The organism is Candidatus Aalborgicola defluviihabitans (assembly GCF_016705985.1).
GTDB lineage: Bacteria > Pseudomonadota > Gammaproteobacteria > Burkholderiales > Burkholderiaceae_C > Allorhodoferax > Allorhodoferax defluviihabitans.
In genome coordinates this window covers 399,650-422,757 of sequence record NZ_JADJKN010000024.1, presented here as the reverse complement: position 1 = coordinate 422,757, position 23,108 = coordinate 399,650, and the positions used below count along the sequence as shown (strand labels likewise).

The 23,108-nt window shown below is 60.7% G+C and carries 21 protein-coding genes; 11 read left to right on the top strand and 10 right to left on the bottom strand.

Annotated features, from left to right (window positions below):
- Positions 1–10 precede the first annotated feature (10 nt).
- The 6 genes from ubiB to IPI80_RS20820 form a co-directional block, all read right to left on the bottom strand.
- Positions 11–1,579 carry a ubiquinone biosynthesis regulatory protein kinase UbiB gene (gene ubiB, locus IPI80_RS20845; RefSeq protein ID WP_413863255.1) on the bottom strand — a complete coding sequence of 523 codons (1,569 nt, stop codon included), beginning with the start codon at positions 1,577–1,579 and terminating at the stop codon, positions 11–13.
- Positions 1,579–2,118 (bottom strand): SCP2 domain-containing protein, encoded by a 540-nt coding sequence (locus IPI80_RS20840; RefSeq protein ID WP_413863252.1) that lies wholly within the window; start codon positions 2,116–2,118, stop codon positions 1,579–1,581. Before IPI80_RS20840 ends, ubiB begins: the two co-directional genes overlap by 1 nt.
- A 43-nt stretch (positions 2,119–2,161) precedes the next feature.
- Positions 2,162–3,154, bottom strand: coding sequence for a Tim44 domain-containing protein (locus tag IPI80_RS20835; RefSeq protein ID WP_413863249.1), 993 nt, complete (start codon positions 3,152–3,154; stop codon positions 2,162–2,164).
- A gap of 52 nt (positions 3,155–3,206) precedes the next feature.
- A complete protein-coding gene (gene ubiE / locus IPI80_RS20830) occupies positions 3,207–3,938 on the bottom strand; it encodes a bifunctional demethylmenaquinone methyltransferase/2-methoxy-6-polyprenyl-1,4-benzoquinol methylase UbiE (protein WP_413863247.1) in 732 nt (243 codons plus the stop codon).
- An 82-nt stretch (positions 3,939–4,020) separates the two neighbouring features.
- Positions 4,021–4,434 carry a gamma-butyrobetaine hydroxylase-like domain-containing protein gene (locus IPI80_RS20825; protein ID WP_413863244.1) on the bottom strand — a complete coding sequence of 138 codons (414 nt, stop codon included), beginning with the start codon at positions 4,432–4,434 and terminating at the stop codon, positions 4,021–4,023.
- Positions 4,435–4,464: 30 nt separating this feature from the next.
- The gene (locus tag IPI80_RS20820; protein ID WP_413863242.1) at positions 4,465–8,382 is read right to left on the bottom strand and encodes a DUF3683 domain-containing protein; all 3,918 of its coding nucleotides are present in this window, start codon (positions 8,380–8,382) and stop codon (positions 4,465–4,467) included.
- A 238-nt stretch (positions 8,383–8,620) separates the two neighbouring features.
- Between IPI80_RS20820 and ugpB the strand changes: the two genes are divergently transcribed.
- The 5 genes from ugpB (at position 8,621) to ugpQ (ending at position 13,728) form a co-directional block, all read left to right on the top strand.
- Positions 8,621–9,934, top strand: a complete 1,314-nt coding sequence (gene ugpB / locus IPI80_RS20815; RefSeq protein WP_413863239.1) for a sn-glycerol-3-phosphate ABC transporter substrate-binding protein UgpB — start codon at positions 8,621–8,623, stop codon at positions 9,932–9,934.
- 19 nt (positions 9,935–9,953) lie between these two features.
- Positions 9,954–10,841, top strand: coding sequence for a sn-glycerol-3-phosphate ABC transporter permease UgpA (gene ugpA / locus IPI80_RS20810; protein WP_413863236.1), 888 nt, complete (start codon positions 9,954–9,956; stop codon positions 10,839–10,841).
- Positions 10,842–10,966: 125 nt separating this feature from the next.
- Positions 10,967–11,818: a sn-glycerol-3-phosphate ABC transporter permease UgpE gene (gene ugpE / locus IPI80_RS20805; protein WP_413863234.1), complete on the top strand. Its 852-nt coding sequence runs from the start codon at positions 10,967–10,969 to the stop codon at positions 11,816–11,818.
- Between the two features lie 108 nt (positions 11,819–11,926).
- Complete coding sequence (locus IPI80_RS20800) at positions 11,927–12,952, top strand: sn-glycerol-3-phosphate import ATP-binding protein UgpC (RefSeq protein ID WP_413863231.1); 1,026 nt, start codon at positions 11,927–11,929, stop codon at positions 12,950–12,952.
- Positions 12,949–13,728, top strand: coding sequence for a glycerophosphodiester phosphodiesterase (gene ugpQ / locus IPI80_RS20795; RefSeq protein WP_413863229.1), 780 nt, complete (start codon positions 12,949–12,951; stop codon positions 13,726–13,728). Before IPI80_RS20800 ends, ugpQ begins: the two co-directional genes overlap by 4 nt.
- A gap of 7 nt (positions 13,729–13,735) precedes the next feature.
- Here ugpQ and IPI80_RS20790 read toward each other — a convergent pair whose 3' ends face one another.
- A complete protein-coding gene (locus tag IPI80_RS20790; RefSeq protein ID WP_413863226.1) occupies positions 13,736–14,071 on the bottom strand; it encodes a hypothetical protein in 336 nt (111 codons plus the stop codon).
- 65 nt (positions 14,072–14,136) lie between these two features.
- Between IPI80_RS20790 and hemA the strand changes: the two genes are divergently transcribed.
- The 5 genes from hemA to IPI80_RS20765 all read left to right on the top strand — a co-directional run bounded on the left by hemA (position 14,137) and on the right by IPI80_RS20765 (position 18,284).
- Entirely contained in the window at positions 14,137–15,396 is a 1,260-nt protein-coding gene (hemA, locus tag IPI80_RS20785) for a glutamyl-tRNA reductase (RefSeq protein WP_413863577.1), read from the top strand.
- Between the two features lie 129 nt (positions 15,397–15,525).
- Positions 15,526–16,623, top strand: a complete 1,098-nt coding sequence (gene prfA / locus IPI80_RS20780; protein ID WP_413863224.1) for a peptide chain release factor 1 — start codon at positions 15,526–15,528, stop codon at positions 16,621–16,623.
- Positions 16,624–16,681: 58 nt separating this feature from the next.
- Positions 16,682–17,554 carry a peptide chain release factor N(5)-glutamine methyltransferase gene (prmC, locus tag IPI80_RS20775; protein ID WP_413863221.1) on the top strand — a complete coding sequence of 291 codons (873 nt, stop codon included), beginning with the start codon at positions 16,682–16,684 and terminating at the stop codon, positions 17,552–17,554.
- 73 nt (positions 17,555–17,627) lie between these two features.
- Positions 17,628–17,969 (top strand): zinc ribbon domain-containing protein YjdM, encoded by a 342-nt coding sequence (locus IPI80_RS20770; RefSeq protein WP_413863218.1) that lies wholly within the window; start codon positions 17,628–17,630, stop codon positions 17,967–17,969.
- A gap of 18 nt (positions 17,970–17,987) precedes the next feature.
- Positions 17,988–18,284 carry a hypothetical protein gene (locus tag IPI80_RS20765; RefSeq protein ID WP_413863215.1) on the top strand — a complete coding sequence of 99 codons (297 nt, stop codon included), beginning with the start codon at positions 17,988–17,990 and terminating at the stop codon, positions 18,282–18,284.
- On the opposite strand, the gene IPI80_RS20760 is transcribed toward IPI80_RS20765, so the two are convergent.
- Positions 18,266–20,173: a GspE/PulE family protein gene (locus tag IPI80_RS20760; protein WP_413863212.1), complete on the bottom strand. Its 1,908-nt coding sequence runs from the start codon at positions 20,171–20,173 to the stop codon at positions 18,266–18,268. The two genes, IPI80_RS20765 and IPI80_RS20760, sit on opposite strands and share 19 nt — an antisense overlap.
- A gap of 179 nt (positions 20,174–20,352) precedes the next feature.
- On the opposite strand from IPI80_RS20760, the gene grxD reads away from it, so the two are divergent.
- On the top strand, positions 20,353–20,676 hold the full coding sequence (gene grxD, locus IPI80_RS20755; protein ID WP_413863210.1) for a Grx4 family monothiol glutaredoxin: 324 nt from the start codon (positions 20,353–20,355) through the stop codon (positions 20,674–20,676).
- 23 nt (positions 20,677–20,699) lie between these two features.
- On the opposite strand, the gene IPI80_RS20750 is transcribed toward grxD, so the two are convergent.
- A complete protein-coding gene (locus tag IPI80_RS20750) occupies positions 20,700–21,329 on the bottom strand; it encodes a lytic transglycosylase domain-containing protein (RefSeq protein ID WP_413863208.1) in 630 nt (209 codons plus the stop codon).
- Positions 21,326–23,068: a proline--tRNA ligase gene (locus tag IPI80_RS20745; protein WP_413863205.1), complete on the bottom strand. Its 1,743-nt coding sequence runs from the start codon at positions 23,066–23,068 to the stop codon at positions 21,326–21,328. The genes IPI80_RS20750 and IPI80_RS20745 overlap by 4 nt, the downstream gene beginning before the upstream one ends.
- Between the last annotated feature and the right edge of the window lie 40 nt (positions 23,069–23,108).

Here is a 23,108-nt window from a genome sequence, read left to right as displayed (position 1 = left end):
AAGGCGCGGCCTAAAACAGCCGCACCCGGATGACAAACTGCATGACCACCATGCCCAGCGCAAAACCAATTAACGCATAGGTCAACCCCTGCAACAAGCGGTTGGTTCGCTGCTGCTCGATCACCAGCTGCTCCATGGCACGTTGACCAGCGTCGTTCTGGGCGTTGCGCAAGTAGCTGTGTAATAGTGCGGGCAACTCAGGCAGCAGCTTGGCATAGTGTGGCGCCTGGGCCGCCATTTGCTCCAGCAGCTTCTGCGGACCGACCTGGCCCAGCATCCACTGCTCCAGAAAAGGCTTGGCAGTGGCCCAGAGGTCCAGTTCGGGGTCCAACTCGCGGCCCAGTCCTTCAATGTTAAGCAGGGTCTTTTGCAAAAGCACCAGTTGGGGCTGGATCTCAACCTGGAAGCGGCGCGAGGTTTGAAACAACCGCATCAGCAGCATGCCCAGTGAGATTTCCTTGAGAGGGCGATCAAAATACGGTTCACACACCGCGCGGATGCCCGCTTCCAACTCGTCCACCCGGGTGCTGCGCGGAACCCAGCCCGATTCAATGTGCAACTCAGCCACACGCTTATAGTCCCGCCGGAAGAAGGCAGTGAAGTTCTGCGCGAGGTAGTCCTTGTCCGACTCGGTCAGCGTGCCAACGATGCCGAAGTCCAGCGAAATGTAGCGCCCAAAGGTTTTGGGGTCGATGCTGACCTGGATGTTGCCCGGATGCATGTCGGCGTGGAAAAAGCCGTCTCTAAACACCTGCGTGAAGAAAATGGTTACGCCATCGCGCGCCAGCTTGGGGATGTCCACACCGGCTTCACGCAGGCGCTCGACCTGGCTAACCGGAACGCCATACATGCGCTCCATCACCATCACATCGGTGCTGCAGTAGTCCCACAGAATTTCGGGCACCAGCACCAGCTGCAGGCTTTCCATATTGCGGCGCAGCTGCGCTGCGTTGGCGGCCTCACGCACCAGGTCCAGCTCGTCATGCAAGTGCTTGTCAAACTCGGCCACCACATCACGTGGACGCAGGCGTTTGCCATCCGCCGAAAGCCCTTCCACCCAGGCAGCCATCATGTGCAGCAGGCGCAAATCTTTTTCGATGGCGGCATGCATGCCAGGCCGCAGTACCTTGACGGCAACCTCGCGCGGCTGCCCCTTGCGGTCGTTCAGCACAGCAAAGTGCACCTGGGCGATCGAGGCACTGGCCACCGGCTCGCGCTCGAAGGACACAAACACGTCGCCAATCGGCTTGCGCAGGCCAAGCTCGATGATGGCAATGGCCACATCCGAATCAAACGGTGGCACCTGGTCCTGCAGCTTGGCAAGCTCGTCGGCAATGTCGGTCGGCAACAGATCGCGCCGGGTAGACAGCACCTGGCCAAACTTGACGAAGATGGGGCCCAGCCGTTCCAGCGCCTGGCGCAGGCGTTGTCCACGGGGTGCGGTCAGCGTGCGACCAACCGTCAGTACCCGGGTCAGGCGTTGCAGCCAGCGGTTGTCAAAACTGCTCAGGACCAGTTCGTCCAGTCCGTAACGAAAGACCACCCAGGCAATGAAAAAACCGCGGTACAGGCGACTCACTAGCTAACCTCCGTGCTGCGCCCGGCCCCACCCACAAACTGCTGCACCGCCTGCGCCATGGCACGGACGGCCTGCACCAGACCATGGGCCGGGGCGTCGCCCAGCACACGCGCCAGGTCTTCCTCCACATCCCAGCGCACATGGTCGATCAGCCAGCTCACCTCGGCGGCCAACTGGACATCGCCTTCAATGCGCACGGCAGGCTTGCCACCCTGCATCAATCCCTGGGCAATGGAGAACGGCGACTCGTCGGTGATGACCAGGGAGAGATCGGGCTCTGCATCGGCTGGCGCTACGTCCAGCAACCCAGCCGGGGTCATGACGACCTTGAATGTCATGGTGCGCCACTGGATGCGCACCACACGTCCTTTTTGCCGAACCAGCCGTTCCATGGCTTGTGGTTCTTGCATCAGCACATGGTTGAGCAACAACACGATACGGCGGTGCGTTTCATCCACTACCCAGGCCGGTGGCGTCAGGGGCAGATTGAGGTTTTGGAGAAAGCTCTCCAGCATGAAAAAAGGGGACTGTGTTGCCATAGTCCCCTATTATCCCTGTGAAATCCCCGTGAAAGGGACTCGCCTATTGGAGCGCCTGCACGCCCGCCACAAGCCAGCCGCGGCCGCCATTGACGGGTTTGGTCATGTTCCAGACTTCACGGAACGGGCTGGGGCCAGCAGAGGGTTCTTCGCGGATCATGCCGGAAAACTCCACACTGGCCACATACTCAGCCGGTGTTTCTTCGATACCCAGCAGGCTTGCTTCAAGCATGACCACATCGGTGCGGTTGCTGGCACCAGCGGGATGCTGCGCCTCGCGCTCGGCGAGCTGGGCCTTGATCTCGCCCAACATGCCATCGGTCATCATGGAGCGCAGTACAGCGACGTCAGACTTGTCCCACGCCGCCTGTAGGGTCACGAAGTTGGTCTTGGCCGCAGTCAGAAAGCCCTCGGCGTCAAAACCGGCGGGAACGCCCCAATTCTGCGAACCCGTCAGGGCCGAACCGATGATGGAGCCACCCACACCACTCGCACCACCCGGTGGGTTAGCGGCTTGAAAACCCATGCTGCTGCGCTCCCAAGGGCGCGCTGACGCATCATTGCCCACGTTCTCGGGGCGATAGGGTTTGGATTCTGTCGCCGGCACTCCACCACCGGCGCCCTGGAAGGCAAAGGGGGTCTGCGGTGAAACAGATGCCGCACGACGGCGCATCACCCAACCAATAACCATGAACGCGGCCATGGCCAGCATGCCGAACATCAGCAGCTGCCCCAAGCCCTCACCCATGCCCAGCGAATTCGCCAGCCAAGCCAAACCCAGTCCAGCAGCCAGACCGCCCAGCATGGCACCCCAGGGGCGCTTGGTGGCCTGTGCGGCTGCTCCAGGGCCTTGTTTGGGTGCGCCATTGGCGGCACCCTGCGCTGGCGTACCAGGTGCCGGTGGCGTGGCACCCCGTTGGGTCACGTTGGAAGATTGCTGTCCAAAGGATTTGCCGCCGCCCAGACGCTTGGCTGCCTCGGCGTGGAAACCCGTCAAGGCAAGAGCGGCTGCGAGTACGACTGTCCAGATTTTCATAGTGTCTCCAAAGGAATACAGGAACTGGGGCGACTTGTGTCAACCACAAGCCTCAGCACTTGATTCCAACATGCAAAGCCACAACGCCCCCGGTCATGTTGTGGTAGTCCACATGTCCAAAACCCCCTTTGTGCATCATGGTTTTTAGCTCTTCCTGGCCCGGATGCATCCGAATGGACTCCGCCAGGTAGCGGTAGCTGGCGTCGTCGCCCGCCACCAGCTTGCCCAGCCGGGGCAGTATCTTGAATGAATACCAGTCATAGGCCTTCTCCAGGGGTGCAGCCACCTTGGAAAACTCCAGCACCAGCAACTTGCCGCCAGGTTTGAGCACCCGGTTCATTTCGGCCAGGGCCATATCTTTGTGCGTCATGTTGCGCAGGCCAAAGGCCACACTCACCAGATCGAAATAGTTGTCCGGAAACGGCAGCTTTTCGCCATCGCACACCATGGTGGGCAGGGACACACCCGCGTCGAGCAGCCTGTTGCGACCCGTGCGCAGCATGGCTTCGTTAATGTCGGTGTGCACCACCTGCCCTGTTTTGCCCACTTTTTTGGAGAACGCCAGAGCCAAGTCGCCGGTACCACCGGCAATATCCAGCGCCTTGTCACCCTCCTGCAAGTTGGCCACCATGACGGTGTAGGCCTTCCAGGCGCGGTGCAATCCCATGGACATCAGATCGTTCATCAGGTCGTATTTGGGCGCGACCGAGTCGAACACGCCACGCACATGGTCCGCCTTTTCCGCCTCGTCAACTGACTTGAATCCAAAGTGTGTACTTGTCATATTCCAAAATCTTATGGGATAAAACGAACACTAGCCCTCGTAGAATATACGTGAGCAGCTATTAAATTAGTAGCGTACCGTTTCAGTGGCTACCGCAGCCACCCCCCGATTTTGCCACCATGGGCGCATCGCGGTCGGTGTTGGCTGCCTTGAGTCGATCGGCATAGTCCTGCCACAGGCGCTCTTGCTGGTCGCCCAGGTAGTACAAGTAGTCCCAGGAAAAGAGGCCGGACTCGTGCCCATCCGAAAAACGGGGCTGCACCGCATAGTTGCCTACCGGGTCCAGCGTCTCCAGCGTAACGTCGCGCTTGCCGGTTTGAAGAGTCTCTTGTCCAGGTCCGTGGCCCTGCACTTCCGCCGACGGCGAGTAAACCCGCATCAGCTCAAAGGGGATGCGAAACTGCGCACCGTCCGAGAACGAAATTTCAAGCACCCGCGACTGGCTGTGCACGGTCAATGCCTGGGGCGTCGGCGCGCCTGCTTTCAATCCGGCCATGGTTGTCTACTCCTCTAAAAACTATGGAACTCAAACCAGCACCCGCTCAATGCCACCGGCATTGGCGATGCGTACGTATTCTGGCATCCAGTCTTTACCCAAAATCTGGTTGGCCATTTCCACCACAATGTAATCGGCTTCCAGCAAGCCGTTTTTGAGGTCGTCCTGGTAGCGGTTCAATCCCATCAGGCAGCTGGGGCAAGAGGTCAGAATCTTCACGTTCTGGGTCGCATCGACCGAACCGGTCGCGCGCAATTGGGCCTCGCCCTTGCGGATTTCCTCTTCCTTGCGAAAGCGCACCTGGGTGGAGATATCGGGGCGCGACACGGCCAGGCTGCCGCTCTCGCCACAGCAACGCTCGCTCTTGATAACCTTGTCACCCACCAGGGCCCGCACGGTTTTCATGGAGTCGCCCTGCTGCATCGGATTGTGGCAGGGCTCGTGGTACAGGTAGCCCGGCTGGTTGGCCGGCAGCGTGATGCCTTTTTCCAGCAAGTATTCGTGGATGTCGATGATGCGGCTGCCGGGGAAAATCTTGTCAAACTGGTAGCCCTGCAACTGGTCATAACAGGTGCCGCAGCTCACCACCACCGTTTTGATGTCCAGGTAGTTGAGCGTATTGGCCACCCGGTGGAACAGCACCCGGTTGTCGGTGATCATCTTCTCGGCCTTCTCGAACTGGCCGTTGCCGCGCTGCGGGTAGCCACAGCACAAGTAACCCGGCGGCAGCACGGTTTGCACACCGGCGTGCCACAACATGGCCTGCGTAGCCAAACCCACCTGGCTGAACAGGCGCTCGGAGCCACAACCGGGGAAGTAAAACACCGCCTCGGTTTCGGCCGTGGTGGTTTGCGGGTTGCGGATGATGGGCACGTAATCCGGGTCTTCAATGTCCATCAGGGCGCGAGAGGTCTTCTTGGGCAGGCCACCGGGCATCTTTTTGTTGATGAAGTGAATCACCTGCTCCTTGATGGGCGCGGTGCCCACCGTGGCCGGCGGCGCACTGGTCTGCTTGTGCGCCATCAGGGACAGCACGCGGTTGCCCAGGCGCTGGCTCTTGAAGCTGAGGTTGGTCATGGCATGGGCCAGCTGGATGCCGCCAATGCTCTGGGTGCCAATAAACCAAGCCTGGAAAGCCGCCAAGGGGCGCCAGCTCTTCTTGCCCATTTTGCGCAGCAAGTTGCGCATGTTCATGGACACGTCACCAAAGTCGATCTTCACCGGGCAGGGTGAGAGGCACTTGTGGCACACCGTGCAGTGGTCGGCCACGTCTTCAAACTCTTCCCAGTGCTTGATGGAGATGCCCCGGCGCGTTTGCTCTTCGTACAAGAAGGCTTCCACCAACAGCGATGTCGCCAAAATCTTGTTGCGCGGGCTGTACAGCAGGTTGGCACGCGGCACGTGGGTGGCACACACCGGTTTGCATTTGCCGCAGCGCAGGCAGTCTTTCACGCTGTCGGCAATGGCGCCAATGTCGCTCTGCTGCATGATCAGTGACTCGTGGCCCATTAGGCCAAAGCTGGGGGTGTAAGCATTGGTCAGGTCGGAATACGTGACATGGCCTTGAGTCCAATCAGCCTCTAGCCCTCGTGGAGATTGCTTGATTAGCTCCTGATTTCGTAGCAATTTGCCTTTGTTGAAGCGCCCTTCGGGGTCCACCTTGGCCTTGTAGTCGGTAAAAGGCTGCAGCTCGGCATCGCTCAAAAACTCCAGCTTGGTAATGCCAATGCCGTGTTCACCCGAGATCACGCCATCCAGCGAGCGCGCCAGCGCCATGATGCGTTTGACCGCACCGTGGGCGGCTTGCAGCATCGCGTAGTCATCGCTGTTGACAGGGATGTTGGTGTGCACATTGCCGTCACCAGCGTGCATGTGCAAGGCCACCCAGACGCGGCCTTTGAGCACGCGCTGGTGGATGGCGGTGCACTCGCGCAAAATGCCCTCGAATGCGATACCGGTGAAGATGTCCTGCAACGGCGCGCGCAACTGGGTTTTCCAGCTGGCACGCAGGCTGTGGTCCTGCAATTGCGGGAACAGCTCCGCCACACCCTGTAGCCAGCCTTGCCACTGGCTGCGCACCCCGGCGACCAGCGCCAGGGCCTGGACCACACGGTCCTCCAACAGCTCGGCAGATGGAATGTCGTTGGCGTCACCGGTCTTGCCCAGTGGCAAGTTGCCACTCGTGAAAAATGCAGTCAGTTCATCGCACAGGGCCAGCTTGTTGCGCAGGCTCAGCTCGATGTTGATACGTTCGATGCCGTCGGTGTATTCGGCCATGCGCGGCAGCGGAATCACCACGTCTTCGTTGATCTTGAAGGCGTTGGTGTGGCGGCTGATGGCAGCGGTGCGCTTGCGGTCCAGCCAGAATTTTTTGCGCGCCTCGGGGCTGATGGCGACAAAGCCTTCACCATTGCGTGAGTTGGCAATGCGAACCACCTCACTGGTGACGCGGGCCACGGCGTCGGCGTCATCACCGGCGATATCGCCAAACAGCGCCATCTTGGGCATGCCGCCCTTTTTACTCTTGGTGGCGTAGCCCACCGCTTTCAGGTAACGGTCGTCCAGATGCTCCAGGCCCGCCAGCAGCACACCACTGCGCTTTTGCTCGGCAAACATGAAATCCTTGATCTCGACAATGCTGGGCACTGCGTCCTTGGCGTTGCCAAAGAACTCCAGGCACACGGTGCGGGTGTGCGCCGGCATTTTGTGTACCACCCAGCGCCCGCTGGTGATGAGGCCGTCGCAACCTTCTTTCTGGATGCCGGGCAGGCCGCTCAAAAACTTGTCGGTCACATCCTTGCCCAGGCCTTCCTTGCGAAAGGTCTTGCCGGGAATGTCCAGCCGCTCAGTGCGCAATTTGGTTTTGCCGTCAGCCTTGAAATACTGCAGCTCGAAACTGGCGACGTCCACATCATGGATCTTGCCCATGTTGTGGTTGATGCGGGTCACCTCCAGCCATTCGGCCTGCGGTGTCACCATGCGCCAGCTGGCCAGGTTGTCCAACGCAGTGCCCCACAGCACGGCCTTTTTGCCACCGGCATTCATGGCGATATTGCCGCCAATGCACGAGGCCTCGGCAGACGTAGGGTCCACCGCAAACACATAGCCACCACGTTCGGCCGCATCGGCCACGCGCTGGGTCACCACGCCGGCTTCGGTCCAGATGGTGGCAACTTCCCGGTCCATGCCTGGCAGGGTGCGCATTTCCACCTCGGTCATGGCCTCCAGCTTTTCGGTGTTGATAACGGCCGATTTCCAGGTCAGCGGAATGGCGCCGCCGGTGTAGCCGGTGCCGCCCCCGCGCGGGATGATGGTCAAACCAATGTCAATGCAACCCTTTACCAGGCCGGCCATTTCTTCCTCGGAATCGGGCGTGAGCACGACAAACGGGTATTCGACACGCCAGTCGGTGGCATCGGTCACGTGGCTCACGCGCGAGAGGCCGTCAAATTTGATGTTGTCCTTGGCGGTGAGCTTAACCAGCGTGCGCTGGGTCTTCTTGCGCAAGGCACCGATGGCCTGCCAGCTGGCGTCAAAGGCCTCGATGGCGGCACGCGCGGCCACCAGTAACTCGCCCACCATGGCGTCACGCTCGGCGTCGGTATCGGGGGTGCGGCGCTTCTGTACCTCTTGCAGGCGGTGGCGCAATGCGTCTACCAGCTGACCACGTCGGCGCGGGTTGTCCAGCAGGTCGTCCTGCAAATAGGGGTTACGCTGCACCACCCAGATATCGCCCAGCACCTCATACAGCATGCGGGCAGAGCGCCCGGTGCGCCGCTCGCCGCGCAGCTGGTTCAAGAGGCCCCAGGCACGCGCACCCAATAGCCGAATCACAATTTCCCGGTCAGAAAACGAGGTGTAGTTGTAGGGAATTTCACGAATGCGTTCGTGCGAATGCGACTGGCCTGGAACGGCCAAGAGGTGGTTGAGCGAGGTGGGAGCGTTCATCGGACAGATTTAATTGGCAGTCCTGGCGGCCAAGGAGACCGCTACAGCAGGGGAAAGATATTACCGCAGTGCAGCAATCACCTACCCGCAACGATGGCAAACTCTTTGGTGGCGCAACTCTAATGGAAAGCACCAAGCGCAGCCGGGCCGCCGATCAGTTTTAATCAAATGGTCATACAACCGACTTACTCTTGCGCCCTACCCGTGCGTATTTCCATTTTTTATTACAGGAGCTCCCATGAAATTCAAAGTTGCCGCACTGGCCTGCCTTTCAGCGCTGGCCCTGCATGCCCAGGCCCAAGCACCCACCGAGATCCAATGGTGGCACTCGATGAACGCGGTCAATGGTGAGTGGGTGAATGATCTGGCCAAGGAATTCAACGCCAGCCAGAAGGAATACAAGGTTGTGCCCACTTACAAGGGCACCTACGACGAATCCATGACCGCTGCGGTGGCGGCCTTTCGGGCCGGCAATGCGCCCGATATCTTGCAGGTGTTTGAAGTGGGCACGGCCACCATGATGGCCAGCAAGAGCGCCATCGTTCCGGTGGGCAAAGTTATGAAAGATGCCGGCCAGCCCTTTGACCCCGGCGCCTATGTACCCGCCGTGGCAGGCTACTACACCGCCCCGAACGGCCAGATGCTGAGCTTCCCGTTTAACAGCTCCACCACCGTCTTCTATTACAACAAGGATGCCTTCAAAGCTGCGGGGCTGGACCCTGAAAAGGCCCCAACCACCTGGCCCGAAGTGGCGCTGGCTGCTGCCAAGCTCAAGGCCAATGGCCACAAGTGCCCGATCTCCATTTCGTGGCAGGGCTGGACCCAGCTGGAGAGCTTTTCTGCCTGGCACAACGTCGAGTTTGCCAGCAAACAAAACGGCCTGGCTGGCATGGATGCCCGCCTGAAAGTCAATTCCCCATTGCACGTGCGCCACATTGAAAACCTGGCCAACATGGCCAAGCAGGGCCTGTTTGTCTACAAGGGCCGTGGCAACGCGCCAGAAGCCAGCTTTGTGTCAGGTGAGTGCGCCATGATGACCACTTCCAGCGGTTTCTACGGCAACGTCAAGAAAAATGCCAAGTTTGCCTTTGGCCTGGCCACCCTGCCCTATTACCAGGACGTGCCCGGCGCACCCCAGAACACCGTCATTGGCGGCGCAAGCCTGTGGGTGATGGCCGGCAAGAAGCCCGAAGAATACAAGGGCATTGCCAAGTTCTTCACCTTCCTCTCCAGCCCCGAAGTGCAGTCCGCCAGCCACAAGCGCACTGGCTACCTGCCCATTACCACGGCCGCCTTCCAGTTGACCGAAAAATCGGGCTTCTACAAACAAAACCCCGGCACCGAAGTGGCGGTGAACCAGATGATCCGCAAGGTCACAGACAAGTCGCGCGGCATCCGTTTGGGCAACTATGTTCAGATCCGCGCCATCGAGGACGAAGAGCTCGAACAAGTCTGGGCCGGCAAGAAGTCGCCCAAGGAAGCGCTGGACGCCATTGTCAAACGGGGCGACGAGTTGTTGGTGCGCTTTGAAAAAGCCAACAAGGGTAAATAAGCCACACCCCTAACAGCAGATGGCTGCGGAAAAGCGCGTCGTATTCAAGTCTGCCTGGCTACCCTGGGTGCTGATGGCACCCCAGGTAGTCATCATCGCCGTGTTTTTCTTTTGGCCAGCGGCGCAGGCCCTGTTGCAATCGTTGCAACAATCCGATGCGTTTGGCACATCGGTGGAATGGGTGGGACTTGAGAACTTTCGCAACCTCTGGCAAGACGAGTCGTACCTGGAGTCATTCAAGACGACGGCCGTCTTCTCCCTACTGGTGGCGGTGCTGGGCCTGAGCCTGTCTCTGGTTCTGGCGATTTTTGCCGACCGGGTCGTCAAAGGCTCCCAGCTGTACCGCACCTTGTTGATCTGGCCCTATGCCGTGGCACCGGCCGTAGCGGGGGTACTGTGGTTGTTCATGTTTTCGCCCAGCATCGGTATTTTGTCGTACGCACTGCGCGAAGCCGGATTTGCCTGGGATTCGCTGCTCAACAGCCGCCACGCCATGGCACTAATCGTCATGGCAGCGGTGTGGAAGCAGATTTCCTACAACTTCCTGTTCTTCCTGGCCGGGCTGCAAAGCATCCCGAAATCGCTGATCGAAGCGGCCTCCATCGACGGCGCCCAGCCCTGGCGGCGCTTTTGGACCATCCAGTTTCCGCTGCTCTCGCCCACCACGTTTTTTTTGCTGGTCATCAACATCGTTTACGCCTTTTTTGACACCTTCGCCATCGTGGATGCCGCCACCAAGGGCGGCCCCGGCAAGGATACCGCCATCTTGGTTTACAAGGTCTACTTTGACGGATTCAAGGCCATGGACCTGGGCGGCTCGGCAGCGCAAAGCGTGGTGCTGATGGTCATCGTGGTGTCACTGACGGTGGTGCAGTTCCGCTTTGTCGAGAAGAAGGTCAATTATTGAAATGCACCCCCCCCCCCCCCCCGCCCCCCCCCCCCCCCCGCCCCCCCCCCGGGGCGCCCCCCCCGGCTTTGCCCCCCCCCCCCCCGGGCTTTCCCCCCTTTGGGGCGGCCCCCCCTTGGGGGGCCATGGTTGAACGCCGCCCTTGGCTCACGCTGCTATCGCACCTGATTCTGATCATCGGGGTGCTGGTGGTGGCATTTCCGGTTTACATCACGTTTGTGGCATCCACCCATACGGCGCAAGAGGTAGTGCAAGTGCCCATGCCACTGCTGCCGGGCGCGCATTTGGTCGAGAACTACGCGACGGCATGGTCGGGTGACCGCCTGGGGAGCGGCTCGCATGCTTCGGTGGGCCGCATGATGGTGGTGAGCCTGATCTCGGCGCTGGTCATCACCATTGGCAAGATTGCCATTTCGCTGCTCTCGGCGTTTGCGCTGGTGTATTTCCGGTTCCCCTTTCGCATGGCGTTTTTTTGGGCAATTTTTGTCACGCTGATGCTGCCGGTCGAAGTGCGTATTGGCCCCACCTACCAGGTAGTGGCCGACCTGGGGCTGCTCAACACCTACGCCGGGTTGACCGTGCCATTGATTGCCTCGGCCACGGCAACCTTTTTGTTTCGTCAATTCTTTATGTCGGTACCCGATGAGCTGGTGGAAGCCGCCCGCGTGGACGGTGCTGGGCCCATGCGGTTTTTCAAGGATATTCTGGTGCCGCTGTCCCGCACCAGCGTGGCTGCCCTGTTTGTGATCCAGTTCATTTACGGCTGGAACCAATATCTGTGGCCGCTGCTGGTCACTACCGAAGAAAACATGTACCCGGTGGTGATCGGCATCAAACAAATGATTTCCGGCGGAGACGCCCAGACCGAATGGAACATCGTCATGGCCACCGCCATGCTGGCCATGTTGCCCCCTGCCCTGGTGGTGATGCTGATGCAAAAATGGTTTGTCAAAGGCTTGGTGGATACAGAGAAATGACACCAAACGCATGGCTCTGGCCCCCCCCCCCCCCCGGCCCCGGCCCCCCCCCCCCCCACCGCGCAGCCGCCCCAGCCTGTCGCCACACTGCTATAACATCCAACCAATATGGCTTCCATCGAACTCAAAAACGTCATCAAACGCTACGGCAAGGGCAAGACCGCCAACCAGGTCATCCATGGCATCAATGCGCAAATTGCGGACGGTGAATTTGTCGTCATCGTCGGCCCCTCGGGCTGCGGTAAATCCACACTTTTGCGCATGGTGGCAGGCCTGGAAGAAATCACCGAGGGCGACATTTGCATCGGTGGGCGGGTCGTAAACCAGCTGGAACCTGCCGAGCGCGACATTGCCATGGTGTTCCAGAACTATGCGCTGTACCCCCACATGAGCGTGTTTGACAACATGGCCTACGGTCTGAAGATCGCCAAGGTGCCAGTCGACGATATCAAGTCCCGGGTCGACAAAGCCGCCAAAATTTTGGAACTGGGCCCGTATTTGCAGCGCAAGCCGCGCGAGCTCTCTGGCGGCCAGCGCCAGCGCGTGGCCATGGGCCGGGCCATCGTACGCCAACCCCAGGTTTTTCTGTTTGATGAGCCCCTGTCCAACCTGGATGCCAAGCTGCGCGCCCAGACCCGCTTGGAGATCCAGAAGCTGCACCGTGAGCTGGGTATCACCAGTCTGTTCGTCACCCACGACCAGGTCGAAGCCATGACCCTGGCCCAGCGCATGATTGTGATGAACGGCGGCGTAATGGAACAGTTTGGCACGCCCGAAGAGGTCTACACCCGCCCGGCCACCACTTTTGTGGCCAGCTTCATTGGCTCGCCGCCCATGAATCTGCTCAAAGATGCGCCGGATGCCAAGCCGGGCGTCATTACCGGCATCCGCCCCGAACACCTGGACATCACGCCCAGCGGCTGGGCGTTGCAAGTCGAAGCGGTGGAAATGCTGGGAGCCGAGCGTCTGGTCTATGGCCGCTGGGCGCACAGCGCGACCGATCAACTGGTCATCATCCGCACCGAAGAGGCTCACGCCGTACCGGTGCTGGGCACCACCATCCACGTCACCCCGCGCGCGGATCGCCTGCACGCGTTCGACGCTGCCACTGGCAAGCGCATGATGACCGCATGAGCGACGGCACCCCCTCCCTTCACGCTTGGCCCTACCCGAGCTGGGTGGCCCACCGTGGCGCCGGCAAGCTGGCCCCCGAGAACACCCTGGCCGCCTTTCGCGTGGGTGCCAGCCATGGCTACCGCATGTTTGAATGCGACGTCAAACTGAGTGCCGACGGCGTGCCGTTTTTGATGCACGACACCACCCTGCAACGCACCACCAATGCCCGCGCCAAACTGGGTGCCGGCAACAGCGCTGTGGCGGGCGATCACCCCTGGGGCATGCTGTCGCAACTGGATGCCGGCAGCTGGCACAGCCGCGCCTTTGCTGGCGAGCCGTTGCCCACACTCGACTCCATTGCCGCTTTTTGCATTCGCAACGGCTACTGTTTGAACATCGAAATCAAGCCCACGCCCGGCACCGCGCGCCACACGGGCGAAGTCGTCGCCGAACACGCCGCACGCCTATGGTCCGGCCAATCCGTACCGCCCCTGCTGACTTCGTTCGAGCCCGACGCACTGCGTGGCGCCTTGGACACCCAACCCGAGCTGCCGCGCGGCCTGCTGCTCGACACCCTGTGGACCGGTTGGGTGGAAACCGCGCTGACCCTGGATTGCCGTGCCATCATCTGCAACCACGCCCTGTGGGACCGCAGCAGCGTCACCCAAGCGAAAAGTGCCGGTTTCAGAACCCTGAGCTACACCGTCAACGACGAATGGGCCGCACAGCGGCTAATCGATCTGGGGACGGACGGGATCATCACCGACCGGGTGGACTTGTTCAGCCCGGTTTAGCTGGTTTTCAACGCCAGCCGCGCCCCCCCGCCCACTGCGCGGACGCCGCAACTACCAGCAAGGCCGCGTAGCTGGCCATCTTGCCGTCACGCCCGAAGAACCACAGACCCAGCGCTAGCGCCAATGAACCAACTATAAAATTGATAGCTGCCTGCGTAATGATTCCGAGGGCTGACGGGCTTTTTGACATAAACCAGGGGCCCACAATGGCCAGCACCAAGGCCACGGCCAGGGCCGGTGCCAGAAAATTGGTCAGGTGGATGAGTTGGTCCAGAGGTCCCATTCGGTTGGCCCGTGGGGCCCTTGGGTTGATTGGTATGGCGACGATTTTATAATCAGACATAAATCAATTGCTGCCAGCGCCGTCGCGCATCCGCTCAACGGGCTGGCCGAATGACAACCGAACACATGGCAGTCTGGACTTTAGGCATCAACCACACCACCGCACCGCTGGACTTGCGCGGCCGGTTTGCGTTCGCCATGGACCAGGTCGCTCCGCATTTACAAGGCCTGCGCCAGTCACTCAACCGCATGCCTGAGGCGGCGATTGTTTCCACCTGCAACCGCACCGAAATTTATTGCGCTGGCGAGCAAAGTGAGCTGGAGCCCACATTGGGCTGGCTGGCCAATTCGGCTGGCATTTCGCCCGACGCCCTGCGCTCCCACACCTACAGCCTGCAAGACGGGCTGGCCGCACGCCACGCCTTTCGGGTAGCCAGCGGGCTGGACTCCATGGTACTGGGCGAGCCGCAAATTCTGGGCCAGCTCAAAGACGCGGTCCGCGCTGCCAACGCCGCAGGCGCCCTGGGCACCACGCTGTCGCAACTGTTTCAGCGCTCCTTTGCCGTAGCCAAGGAAGTACGCACGTCTACCGAGATTGGCGCGCACAGCATCAGCATGGCCGCCGCCGCCGTGCGCCTGGCTGGTAACCTGTTTGAAGACCTGGGTGATGTCAAGGTGCTGTTTGTGGGCGCTGGCGAAATGATTGAGCTGTGCGCCACGCACTTTGCCGCCAAAAACCCCAAGAGCATCGCCATTGCCAATCGCACGCTCGAGCGGGGCGAAAAGCTGGCCAGCCGCTTTGGTGGTGAGGTCATGCGCCTGGCCGACCTGCCCGACCGTCTGCACGAATTTGACGCCGTGGTGAGCTGCACCGCCAGCACCCTGCCCATCATCGGCCTGGGTGCGGTCGAACGCGCCCTGAAAAAACGCCGCCACCGCCCCATCTTCATGGTGGACTTGGCTGTGCCACGCGACATCGAAATCGAGGTCAAGGCGCTGGACGATGTGTACCTCTACACCGTGGACGATCTGTCCGGCGTGGTGCAGACCGCCCAGGCCAGCCGACAGGCCGCCGTCGAACAGGCTGAGGCGATTGTGGACGCCGGGGTGCAAAGCTTCATGCACTGGGTGGACCAGCGCAGCAACGTGCCACTCATCCAGCAGCTCAATGCTCAGGCCGATGCCTGGCGCACCAACGAATTGGCCCGCGCCCACAAGTTGCTGGCCAAGGGCGAATCGGTGGATGTGGTGCTGGAAGCCCTGTCCAAGGGCCTGACCCAAAAAATGCTGCATGGTGCCATGGCCGAGTTGCATGCCGGTGACGCCGCAGCACGCGACCGCGCCACCAGCGCCATCGAACACTTCTTTCTGCGCAGCAAGCGTTAGCGACGCCAACCACGTGGCTCCGACAGAGCCCCGGCATAACCCTTCGACCCAGCGCAGGGCGCACGGAAATTGTTGTCCGCACACCGTTCGGGCTGAGCTGGTCGAAGCCCCTCCTTTCCGATTGACTCCATGAAACCCTTTCTCCGCCAACAACTCGCCCGCTACACCGACCGCCAGGGTGAACTGGAATTTTTGCTGTCCCGCGAGGACATCATGAAAGACATGGAGCAGTTCCTCAAGCTCTCGCGCGAGCACACCGACGTCACCGCGGTGTCGAGTCGCTGGGCACGCTACCAGCAGCGTGAGGCGGACCTGAGCAGCGCAGAAGAGATGAAGTCTGACCCCGACATGGCCGAAATGGCCGAAGAAGAAATCGCCAGCGCCACGACCGAGCTGGCGCAGTTGGAGAGCGAGTTGCAGCGCATGTTGCTGCCCAAAGACCCCGACGACGCCCGCCCCGCGTTCGTGGAAATCCGCGCTGGCACTGGCGGCGACGAATCAGCCTTGTTTGCTGGCGACCTGCTTCGCATGTACACCCGTTATGCCGACCGCTGCGGCTGGAAGAGCGAGATCGTCAGCGAATCGCAAAGCGAGCTGGGCGGCTACAAAGAGGTGGTGGTGCGTTTTGAAGGCCACCATAACGGCACCGGCGCGTACGGTGCGCTCAAGTTCGAGAGCGGCGGCCACCGGGTGCAGCGCGTGCCCGCCACGGAAACCCAGGGCCGCATCCACACCAGCGCCTGCACCATTGCCGTGCTGGCCGAGCAGGACGAGGCCGAGGCGATCAAGATCAACCCATCGGACCTGCGCATCGACACCTACCGCGCCAGCGGTGCCGGTGGCCAGCACATCAACAAGACCGACTCGGCCGTGCGCATCACCCACATTCCCACCGGCATCGTGGCCGAATGCCAGGACGGGCGCAGCCAGCACAGCAACAAGGCCCAGGCCCTGAAAGTGCTGACCGCCCGCATCCACGAAAAAGAACGCTCCGAGCGCGCCGCCAAAGACGCCGCCGAGCGCAAGAGCCTGGTCGGCAGTGGGGATAGAAGCGACCGTATCCGCACCTACAACTTCCCGCAAGGCCGCCTGACCGACCACCGCATCAACCTCACGCTGTACAAGCTACTCTCCATCATGGAAGGCGATTTGGACGACGTGGTGGGCGCACTGCAAGCCTACGAGGCGGCCGAACAACTGGCTGCGCTGGAGCTTCATTCCAACTAGGTGTTTAGGCCTCTAGCCCTCGTCCATACTACGTAAGATGCTACTAAGATAATAGCGTATGGGAACACCCCAAACTCCGGACTCCGTAGCGCAGGCCCTGGCCTGGGCACAGCGCCATGGCATGGATCGGCTGGATGCGCAGCTGCTGGTTCTGCACGCGCTCAACCGCTCCGGCCAGGAGCGCGCCTGGTTGCTGGCGCATGACACCGACGCACTGCCCGCCACAGCGCTTGCCACGTTGCAGGCGAACGTGCAGCGCCGCGCCGCTGGTGAACCGTTGGCCTACATCACCGGGCGCAAAGAATTCTTCGGGCTGGACCTGGCGGTGGATGCCCGTGTGCTGGTACCCCGCCCGGACACCGAAACGCTGGTGGACTGGGCGCTAGAGCTGCTAACCAGGCCAACGCCACGCCTCACCGACAGCCACCCACGCCAGCCATTGCAGGTGCTGGACCTGGGCACCGGCAGCGGCGCCATCGCATTGGCGCTCAAACACACCCGGCCCGATCTGCAAGTCAGCGCCGTGGACGCCAGCGCCGATGCCCTGGCCGTGGCCCAGGCTAACGCACAGCGCCTGCAACTGGACGTGGCCTTTGCGCAAGGCAACTGGCTGGACGGTGTGCCGGGCCGGTTTGACGTGATCGTGTCCAACCCGCCCTATATTGCCGCCGCCGACCACCACCTGGGCGCCCTCACCCATGAACCCCTGTCGGCATTGGCCAGTGGTGCGGATGGGCTGGACGACATCCGCACCATCATCCGCCAAGCACGCACTCACCTAGTGCCGGGTGGCTGGCTGCTGCTGGAGCACGGTTATGACCAAGCGGGCGCAGTTCGCGCCTTGCTGTGTGAGGCAGGGTTTACACAGGCCCAGTCACACTGTGACCTGGCCGGGTTCGAGCGATGCAGCGGTGCCTGTTATGGTTGTTAGTCTTTTAGGCCTCTAGCCCTCGTAGAATATGCGTAACCAGCTAGTAATTTAATAGCATTGTCGTACACCCACTATGTCTAATACCGCCGCCTGCCCCCAGTGCACCCTTGAAAACATCTACCTCGATGGCAGCAATTTTGTTTGCGCCGACTGCGGCTTTGAATGGCCCCAAGCGCAAACTGCGGCCACAGACGACGAAGACGACGCCGTGGTCAAGGACTCCAACGGCCAGGTGCTGCAAGACGGTGATGCCGTGGTGCTGATCAAAGACCTGAAGGTCAAAGGCTCTTCCACCGTGCTCAAGATGGGCACCAAGGTCAAGAGCATTCGCCTGGTCGGTGGCGACCACGAGGTGGACTGCAAAATGGACGGCGGCAGCTTCATGCTCAAAGCCTGTTTCCTCAAGAAAGCCTGACCTCAAGGGCCGCCAACCGTGAACCCGCAGAACGCCCACTGGCTCCTTTTGGTATTGGTCAATATCCCGGTCTATTTGGCGTTGGGGCGCATCATCTTCCGCGATTGGGGCAGCGCTCTAGAGGCGCTGCGCCTGTGGACTTCGGCCGACTGGTGGCTGACGCTGGAAAAGCAATGGCGCCTGGACCCATGGGGCACGGCCAAGCTGCCGGTGTTTTTGCTGGGCTGTGTGGCTCTGGTACTGTTGGAGCACCTGATGTTTGGCAGGAGTACGCTCGTCAAACCCGCCACTGACCTCTACATACAGGCGCGGTAAATCTCCGTCAGCGACACCGCCCCGGTGCGCGCCAGCTTGATACCGTTAGCCGGCAGACTAAACATGCGGCTGGACAGGGCGCTGTCGCGGTACACGTCTGCCGACACCCCCACATCGACCTTTTCGGCAAGGCCTTTGTCCATCACCAGCAATTCATAAATGGCCTGGCGCCCCGAAAAGCCTGTGCCGTGGCAGCGATCGCACCCTTTGCCGCGCCAGAACACCTCTTCCGGCCCCAGGTCGAGGTTAGTGCGCATCAGAATATCCACCGGCTCCACCTCGCGGCAATGCACACAGTTGGTGCGCACCAGGCGCTGGGCCAGCACACCAATTACTGCCGAGCGGATCAAATAGGGCTCCACCCCCATCTCAATCAGGCGCACCAACGCGCTGGGCGCGTCGTTGGTGTGCAGCGTGGAAAACACCAAGTGGCCAGTCAATGCGCTCTCGACCGCGATCTTGGCGGTTTCATAGTCGCGCATTTCACCGATCAGGATGACGTCGGGGTCATGCCGCAGGATGTGGCGCAGCGCCTTGGCAAAGCCGAAGTCGATAACAGGGTTGACCTGGATCTGGATGACGTTTTCCAGTTCGTATTCAATGGGGTCTTCCACCGTGATGATGTTCACATTTTGACGCACCACCTCTTGCAGGGCCGCGTACAGCGTGGTGGTCTTGCCCGAGCCGGTAGGGCCGGTCACCAGCACAATGCCCATACTGCGCCGAAGCAGGTCACGCAGCCGCGCCAGATCGCTGGGGTCAAAGCCAATGGAATCCAGATTGCGCATATCGGCCGTGCGGGCCAGCACCCGGATCACCACGCTTTCGCCAAATTGCGACGGAATGATGGAAATCCGCAGGTCAATACCCGCTCCGGCCTCGGTGATGCGGATGCGCCCGTCTTGCGGCAATCGGTGCTCCGAGCTGTTCATGCTGGCCAAAATCTTGATGCGCCCCACCACCGGCGGCAGCAGCGCACGGCGCAGACGGCGCACTGGCACCAGGGTGCCATTGACGCGAAACAGCACATCAAAGAACTTCTGGCCAGGGCGGATGTGGATGTCGGATGCGCGCCGGCTCACCGCATCGGCCAGGATGTTGCTTACCAGGCGCACGATGGGAGCTTGGCGAGCCAGTTGCTCGGCCTCGCTCCAGACGCGCTGCTCTTCTTCCTCGCTGCCGGTTTGTATCTCGCTGATGGCCAGCGACTCCAACTCATCGATATCGCTGTGCGAGGCGTAACAGCGGGCGATGGCGTTGCGCACATCGTCGGCCGTGGCCAGCACAGCCACCAGACGGCACTGGGTCACAAAGCGCAGCAGGTGGTGTTGCTCAGCGTCCAGAACATCCGCCAACGCCACCATCAACACGTCGCTGTGGCGCAGCAGGGGCAGGACGTTGATCCGGGCCGCCATGTCGGGCGGCAGACACTCCAGGGCCAACACATCGGGCTCAAAGTCGCCCAGCGCGGCAACGGGTACATGGCTCAGCACTTCGGCCACCCGCAAGGCCTGCGACACATCGCATGGGCTGCGCCCACCCTGGGAAAGCTGCGTCACCAGACGCGCCGCCAACTCGGCCGCATCGTCGGTGGGGTGCAAAGTGCGGGCGCGCACCGCCTCCACCAAGCACGCGTGACCAGCTCCCTTTTCCAGAGGTCCGGTGCTTTCAAGCGGGAGCACGCGAAAGGTTCCTAGCTGCAGCAACCCATGCAATTCTTCGAGGTTGTGCACCAACCCCATGCGCATCGGCGCAATAACCGGCTGGCCACCATCAAACGGGATAGGCGCGGTATCCCGCACGTTGTGGTCGTGCGACGTGAGGGCATTTTGCGCAAATTCGTTGCTGAGCAAAACGTCATGGGGCAACTCAATATCAGGTTCGGTCATGTTCGGCACAGGTTCTGAAAATAGCTGATGTTCGCATGCTCGCACCGAAGACACCAATCCGGCTTGATATGCATCAACTTTGGTCCAGCGTCTGCGTAATACCCCTGCTGCGCAATGGCCCCAAGGCCAAACTGGGAATAGGGTCTGGGATAATGCACTTTTATTGGAGTTATATTGCAATGAGCGACACACAAGAACGTATCGATCAGTTAGTCAAGAACAACGCGGTTTTGCTGTTCATGAAGGGCACTGCCAGCTTTCCCCAGTGCGGGTTTTCCGGACGCGCCATCCAGGTTCTGAAGGCCTGTGGTGTGGACCCCAAGTCCATCACTACGGTGAATGTGCTGGAAGACGACGCCATCCGCGCTGGCATCAAGGATTACAGCCACTGGCCCACCATCCCCCAGCTCTACGTCAAGGGAGAATTCATTGGCGGTTCGGACATCATGATGGAAATGTACGAAAACGGTGAGCTGCAAAAGGCGCTGGACAAGCAAGATTGATTCACCGGCGTACGCACGCCGAATCAGACCAGTTGGTAGTCCCAAATTCGCTTGGCGGCGAATACGGCGTCAGGGTACTTCGGCTTGCCGCGCGAGCCGTTGTAGCGCCCCAGTGCCATAAACTGGTCACCCTTTTCACGGTCCAGGTAATGGCGCAAAATTACGCAGCCAAAGCGCAGGTTGGTCTGCATATGGAACAACTTGCCAGGGTCTCCGTCGCCAATGCTGCGGGTCCAGAACGGCATCACCTGCATGTAACCCCGAGCACCCACCCACGACACCGCGTATTTGCGGAAGTTGCTTTCCACCTGGATCAGGCCCAACACCAGAGCCACGTCCAGCCCGGCACGCTTGCTCTCGTACCATACGGTTTGCAAAAATTCCTTGCGGGTTTCCAGGTTAGGCTTCTTCTTCTTGAGCCGCTCACTCATCGCCAGCATCCAGCGCAGGTAGCGCAGGCGCGACTCCGTGTCGGCAAATTCGGGAACGGGTGGTGCGGCATTGTGGATGGCACTGGTCAGCGCCGTGCGCACCGAATCGATCAGCGGCTCTTCAATCTGCCCACCCGCCCATGATTGCTCCTGAACTGATAGCAGTCCAAGCCCAACCAACGAGGGCAACAGGCAGTTTCTGCGGGTAACGCCAACCGTCATGCCACCAGTTTCGAGCGAATCAACGCCGCAATGTCGCCGACGGCCACTTTGGTGGCAGCGCTGTCGCGGCGGTGCTGGTATTCCACCATTCCTTCTTTAAGGGCACGGTCACCAATGGTGACGCGGTGTGGCACACCAATCAATTCCCAGTCGGCAAACATCGCGCCAGGGCGCTCACAGCGGTCGTCCAGCATCACGTCCACGCCGGCTGCCAGCAGGTCGGCATACAGGGTGTCGGCGGCTGCCTTGACGTCAGAGAAGCGGTCCGGGCTGATGGGGCACAACACCACGGTAAAGGGTGCCAACGCGTCGGGCCAGATGATGCCCTTGTCGTCGTGGTTTTGCTCAATGGCAGCGGCGGGCAGGCGGGTGATGCCAATGCCGTAGCAGCCCATTTCCATGAACTGGGGTTTGCCGTTCACGTCCAGGAACGTGGCGTTCATGGCCTTGCTGTATTTGGTGCCCAGGTAGAACACGTGGCCGACCTCGATGCCACGCTCGATGGCCAGCACGCCTTTGCCGTCGGGCGACTGGTCACCGGCGACCACATTGCGGATGTCGGCCACCTGGTCCGGTTCTGGCAAGTCGCGGCCCCAGTTGACACCGGTCATGTGGAAGTCTTCGGCGTTGGCGCCGCAAATCCAGTTGGACATCACGGCGACCTCGCGGTCAGCCACCATTTTCAGCGGCTGCTTCATTCCGACAGGTCCAAGGTAACCGGGTTTGCAGCCAAAGTGGGTGTCAATTTCTGCCACGGTGGCAAAGCGGAAATCAGCCAGCCCCTCCAGCTTGCCCACCTTGACTTCGTTCATCTCGTGGTCGCCGCGCAGCAGCAGCAGCCAGACCTGGGTCTTGGTGACGTTGCCCTTGTCATCTTTGGCGTCAGTTGCCAGTACCAGGGACTTGACTGTGGCAGAAAGTGGCACGTTGAGCAACCGGGCCACGTCGTCGCAGGTAGCCGTACCCGGCGTCGGCGTCTTGGTGAGGGCTTGGGTGGCGGCGCCACGCGGGCCTGTGGGCGCAAGTGCCTCGGCCTTTTCGATATTGGCGGCGTAATCGCTGGTGGGGCAGTAGACGATGGCGTCTTCGCCGGTGGCGGCAATCACCTGAAATTCTTCGCTCAAATCACCACCGATGGCGCCGCTGTCGGCCGCGACGGCACGGTAGGTCAGGCCAAATCGGTCAAAAATCTTGCGGTAGGCACTCGCCATAATCTGGTAGCTGGCCTTGGCGGAATCGGGGTCACGGTCGAAGCTGTACGCGTCTTTCATCGTGAACTCACGCCCGCGCATCAGGCCAAAGCGGGGACGTCGTTCGTCGCGGAATTTGGTCTGGATCTGGTACAGGTTCTTGGGCAACTGCTTGTAGCTCTTGATCTCTTGGCGTGCAATGTCAGTGATCACTTCTTCGCTGGTTGGCTGCACCACATAGTCGCGGTCATGGCGGTCTTTAATACGCAGCAGCTCAGGGCCATTGGTGGTGAAGCGGCCAGTCTCTTGCCAAAGTTCGGCTGGCTGAATCACAGGCATGGACAGCTCCACCGAGCCGGCACGGTTCATTTCCTCGCGCACGATGGCTTCCACCTTGCGAATCACCCGCAGCCCCATGGGCATATAGGTGTATATGCCGGCGCCTAATTTTTTGATCATGCCGGCACGCATCATCAATTTGTGGCTGGCAACCTCGGCGTCGGCTGGCGCTTCTTTGAGGGTGGAAATGAGGAATTGGGATGCTTTCATGGGGTGACTCGCAGAACTACCTAGACCTTCGCCACTTGAT

What these genes read in the sequence shown, in the direction of transcription:
- IPI80_RS20840 (WP_413863252.1), bottom strand. Translation starts at nt 2,118, where the DNA reads ATGGCAACACAGTCCCCTTTTTTCATGCTGGAGAGCTTTCTCCAAAAC.
- IPI80_RS20835 (WP_413863249.1), bottom strand. Translation starts at nt 3,154, where the DNA reads ATGAAAATCTGGACAGTCGTACTCGCAGCCGCTCTTGCCTTGACGGGT.
- ubiE (WP_413863247.1), bottom strand. Translation starts at nt 3,938, where the DNA reads ATGACAAGTACACACTTTGGATTCAAGTCAGTTGACGAGGCGGAAAAG.
- IPI80_RS20825 (WP_413863244.1), bottom strand. Translation starts at nt 4,434, where the DNA reads ATGGCCGGATTGAAAGCAGGCGCGCCGACGCCCCAGGCATTGACCGTG.
- IPI80_RS20820 (WP_413863242.1), bottom strand. Translation starts at nt 8,382, where the DNA reads ATGAACGCTCCCACCTCGCTCAACCACCTCTTGGCCGTTCCAGGCCAG.
- ugpB (WP_413863239.1), top strand. Translation starts at nt 8,621, where the DNA reads ATGAAATTCAAAGTTGCCGCACTGGCCTGCCTTTCAGCGCTGGCCCTG.
- ugpA (WP_413863236.1), top strand. Translation starts at nt 9,954, where the DNA reads ATGGCTGCGGAAAAGCGCGTCGTATTCAAGTCTGCCTGGCTACCCTGG.
- ugpE (WP_413863234.1), top strand. Translation starts at nt 10,967, where the DNA reads ATGGTTGAACGCCGCCCTTGGCTCACGCTGCTATCGCACCTGATTCTG.
- IPI80_RS20800 (WP_413863231.1), top strand. Translation starts at nt 11,927, where the DNA reads ATGGCTTCCATCGAACTCAAAAACGTCATCAAACGCTACGGCAAGGGC.
- ugpQ (WP_413863229.1), top strand. Translation starts at nt 12,949, where the DNA reads ATGAGCGACGGCACCCCCTCCCTTCACGCTTGGCCCTACCCGAGCTGG.
- IPI80_RS20790 (WP_413863226.1), bottom strand. Translation starts at nt 14,071, where the DNA reads ATGTCTGATTATAAAATCGTCGCCATACCAATCAACCCAAGGGCCCCA.
- hemA (WP_413863577.1), top strand. Translation starts at nt 14,137, where the DNA reads ATGGCAGTCTGGACTTTAGGCATCAACCACACCACCGCACCGCTGGAC.
- prfA (WP_413863224.1), top strand. Translation starts at nt 15,526, where the DNA reads ATGAAACCCTTTCTCCGCCAACAACTCGCCCGCTACACCGACCGCCAG.
- prmC (WP_413863221.1), top strand. Translation starts at nt 16,682, where the DNA reads ATGGGAACACCCCAAACTCCGGACTCCGTAGCGCAGGCCCTGGCCTGG.
- IPI80_RS20770 (WP_413863218.1), top strand. Translation starts at nt 17,628, where the DNA reads ATGTCTAATACCGCCGCCTGCCCCCAGTGCACCCTTGAAAACATCTAC.
- IPI80_RS20760 (WP_413863212.1), bottom strand. Translation starts at nt 20,173, where the DNA reads ATGACCGAACCTGATATTGAGTTGCCCCATGACGTTTTGCTCAGCAAC.
- grxD (WP_413863210.1), top strand. Translation starts at nt 20,353, where the DNA reads ATGAGCGACACACAAGAACGTATCGATCAGTTAGTCAAGAACAACGCG.
- IPI80_RS20750 (WP_413863208.1), bottom strand. Translation starts at nt 21,329, where the DNA reads ATGACGGTTGGCGTTACCCGCAGAAACTGCCTGTTGCCCTCGTTGGTT.
- IPI80_RS20745 (WP_413863205.1), bottom strand. Translation starts at nt 23,068, where the DNA reads ATGAAAGCATCCCAATTCCTCATTTCCACCCTCAAAGAAGCGCCAGCC.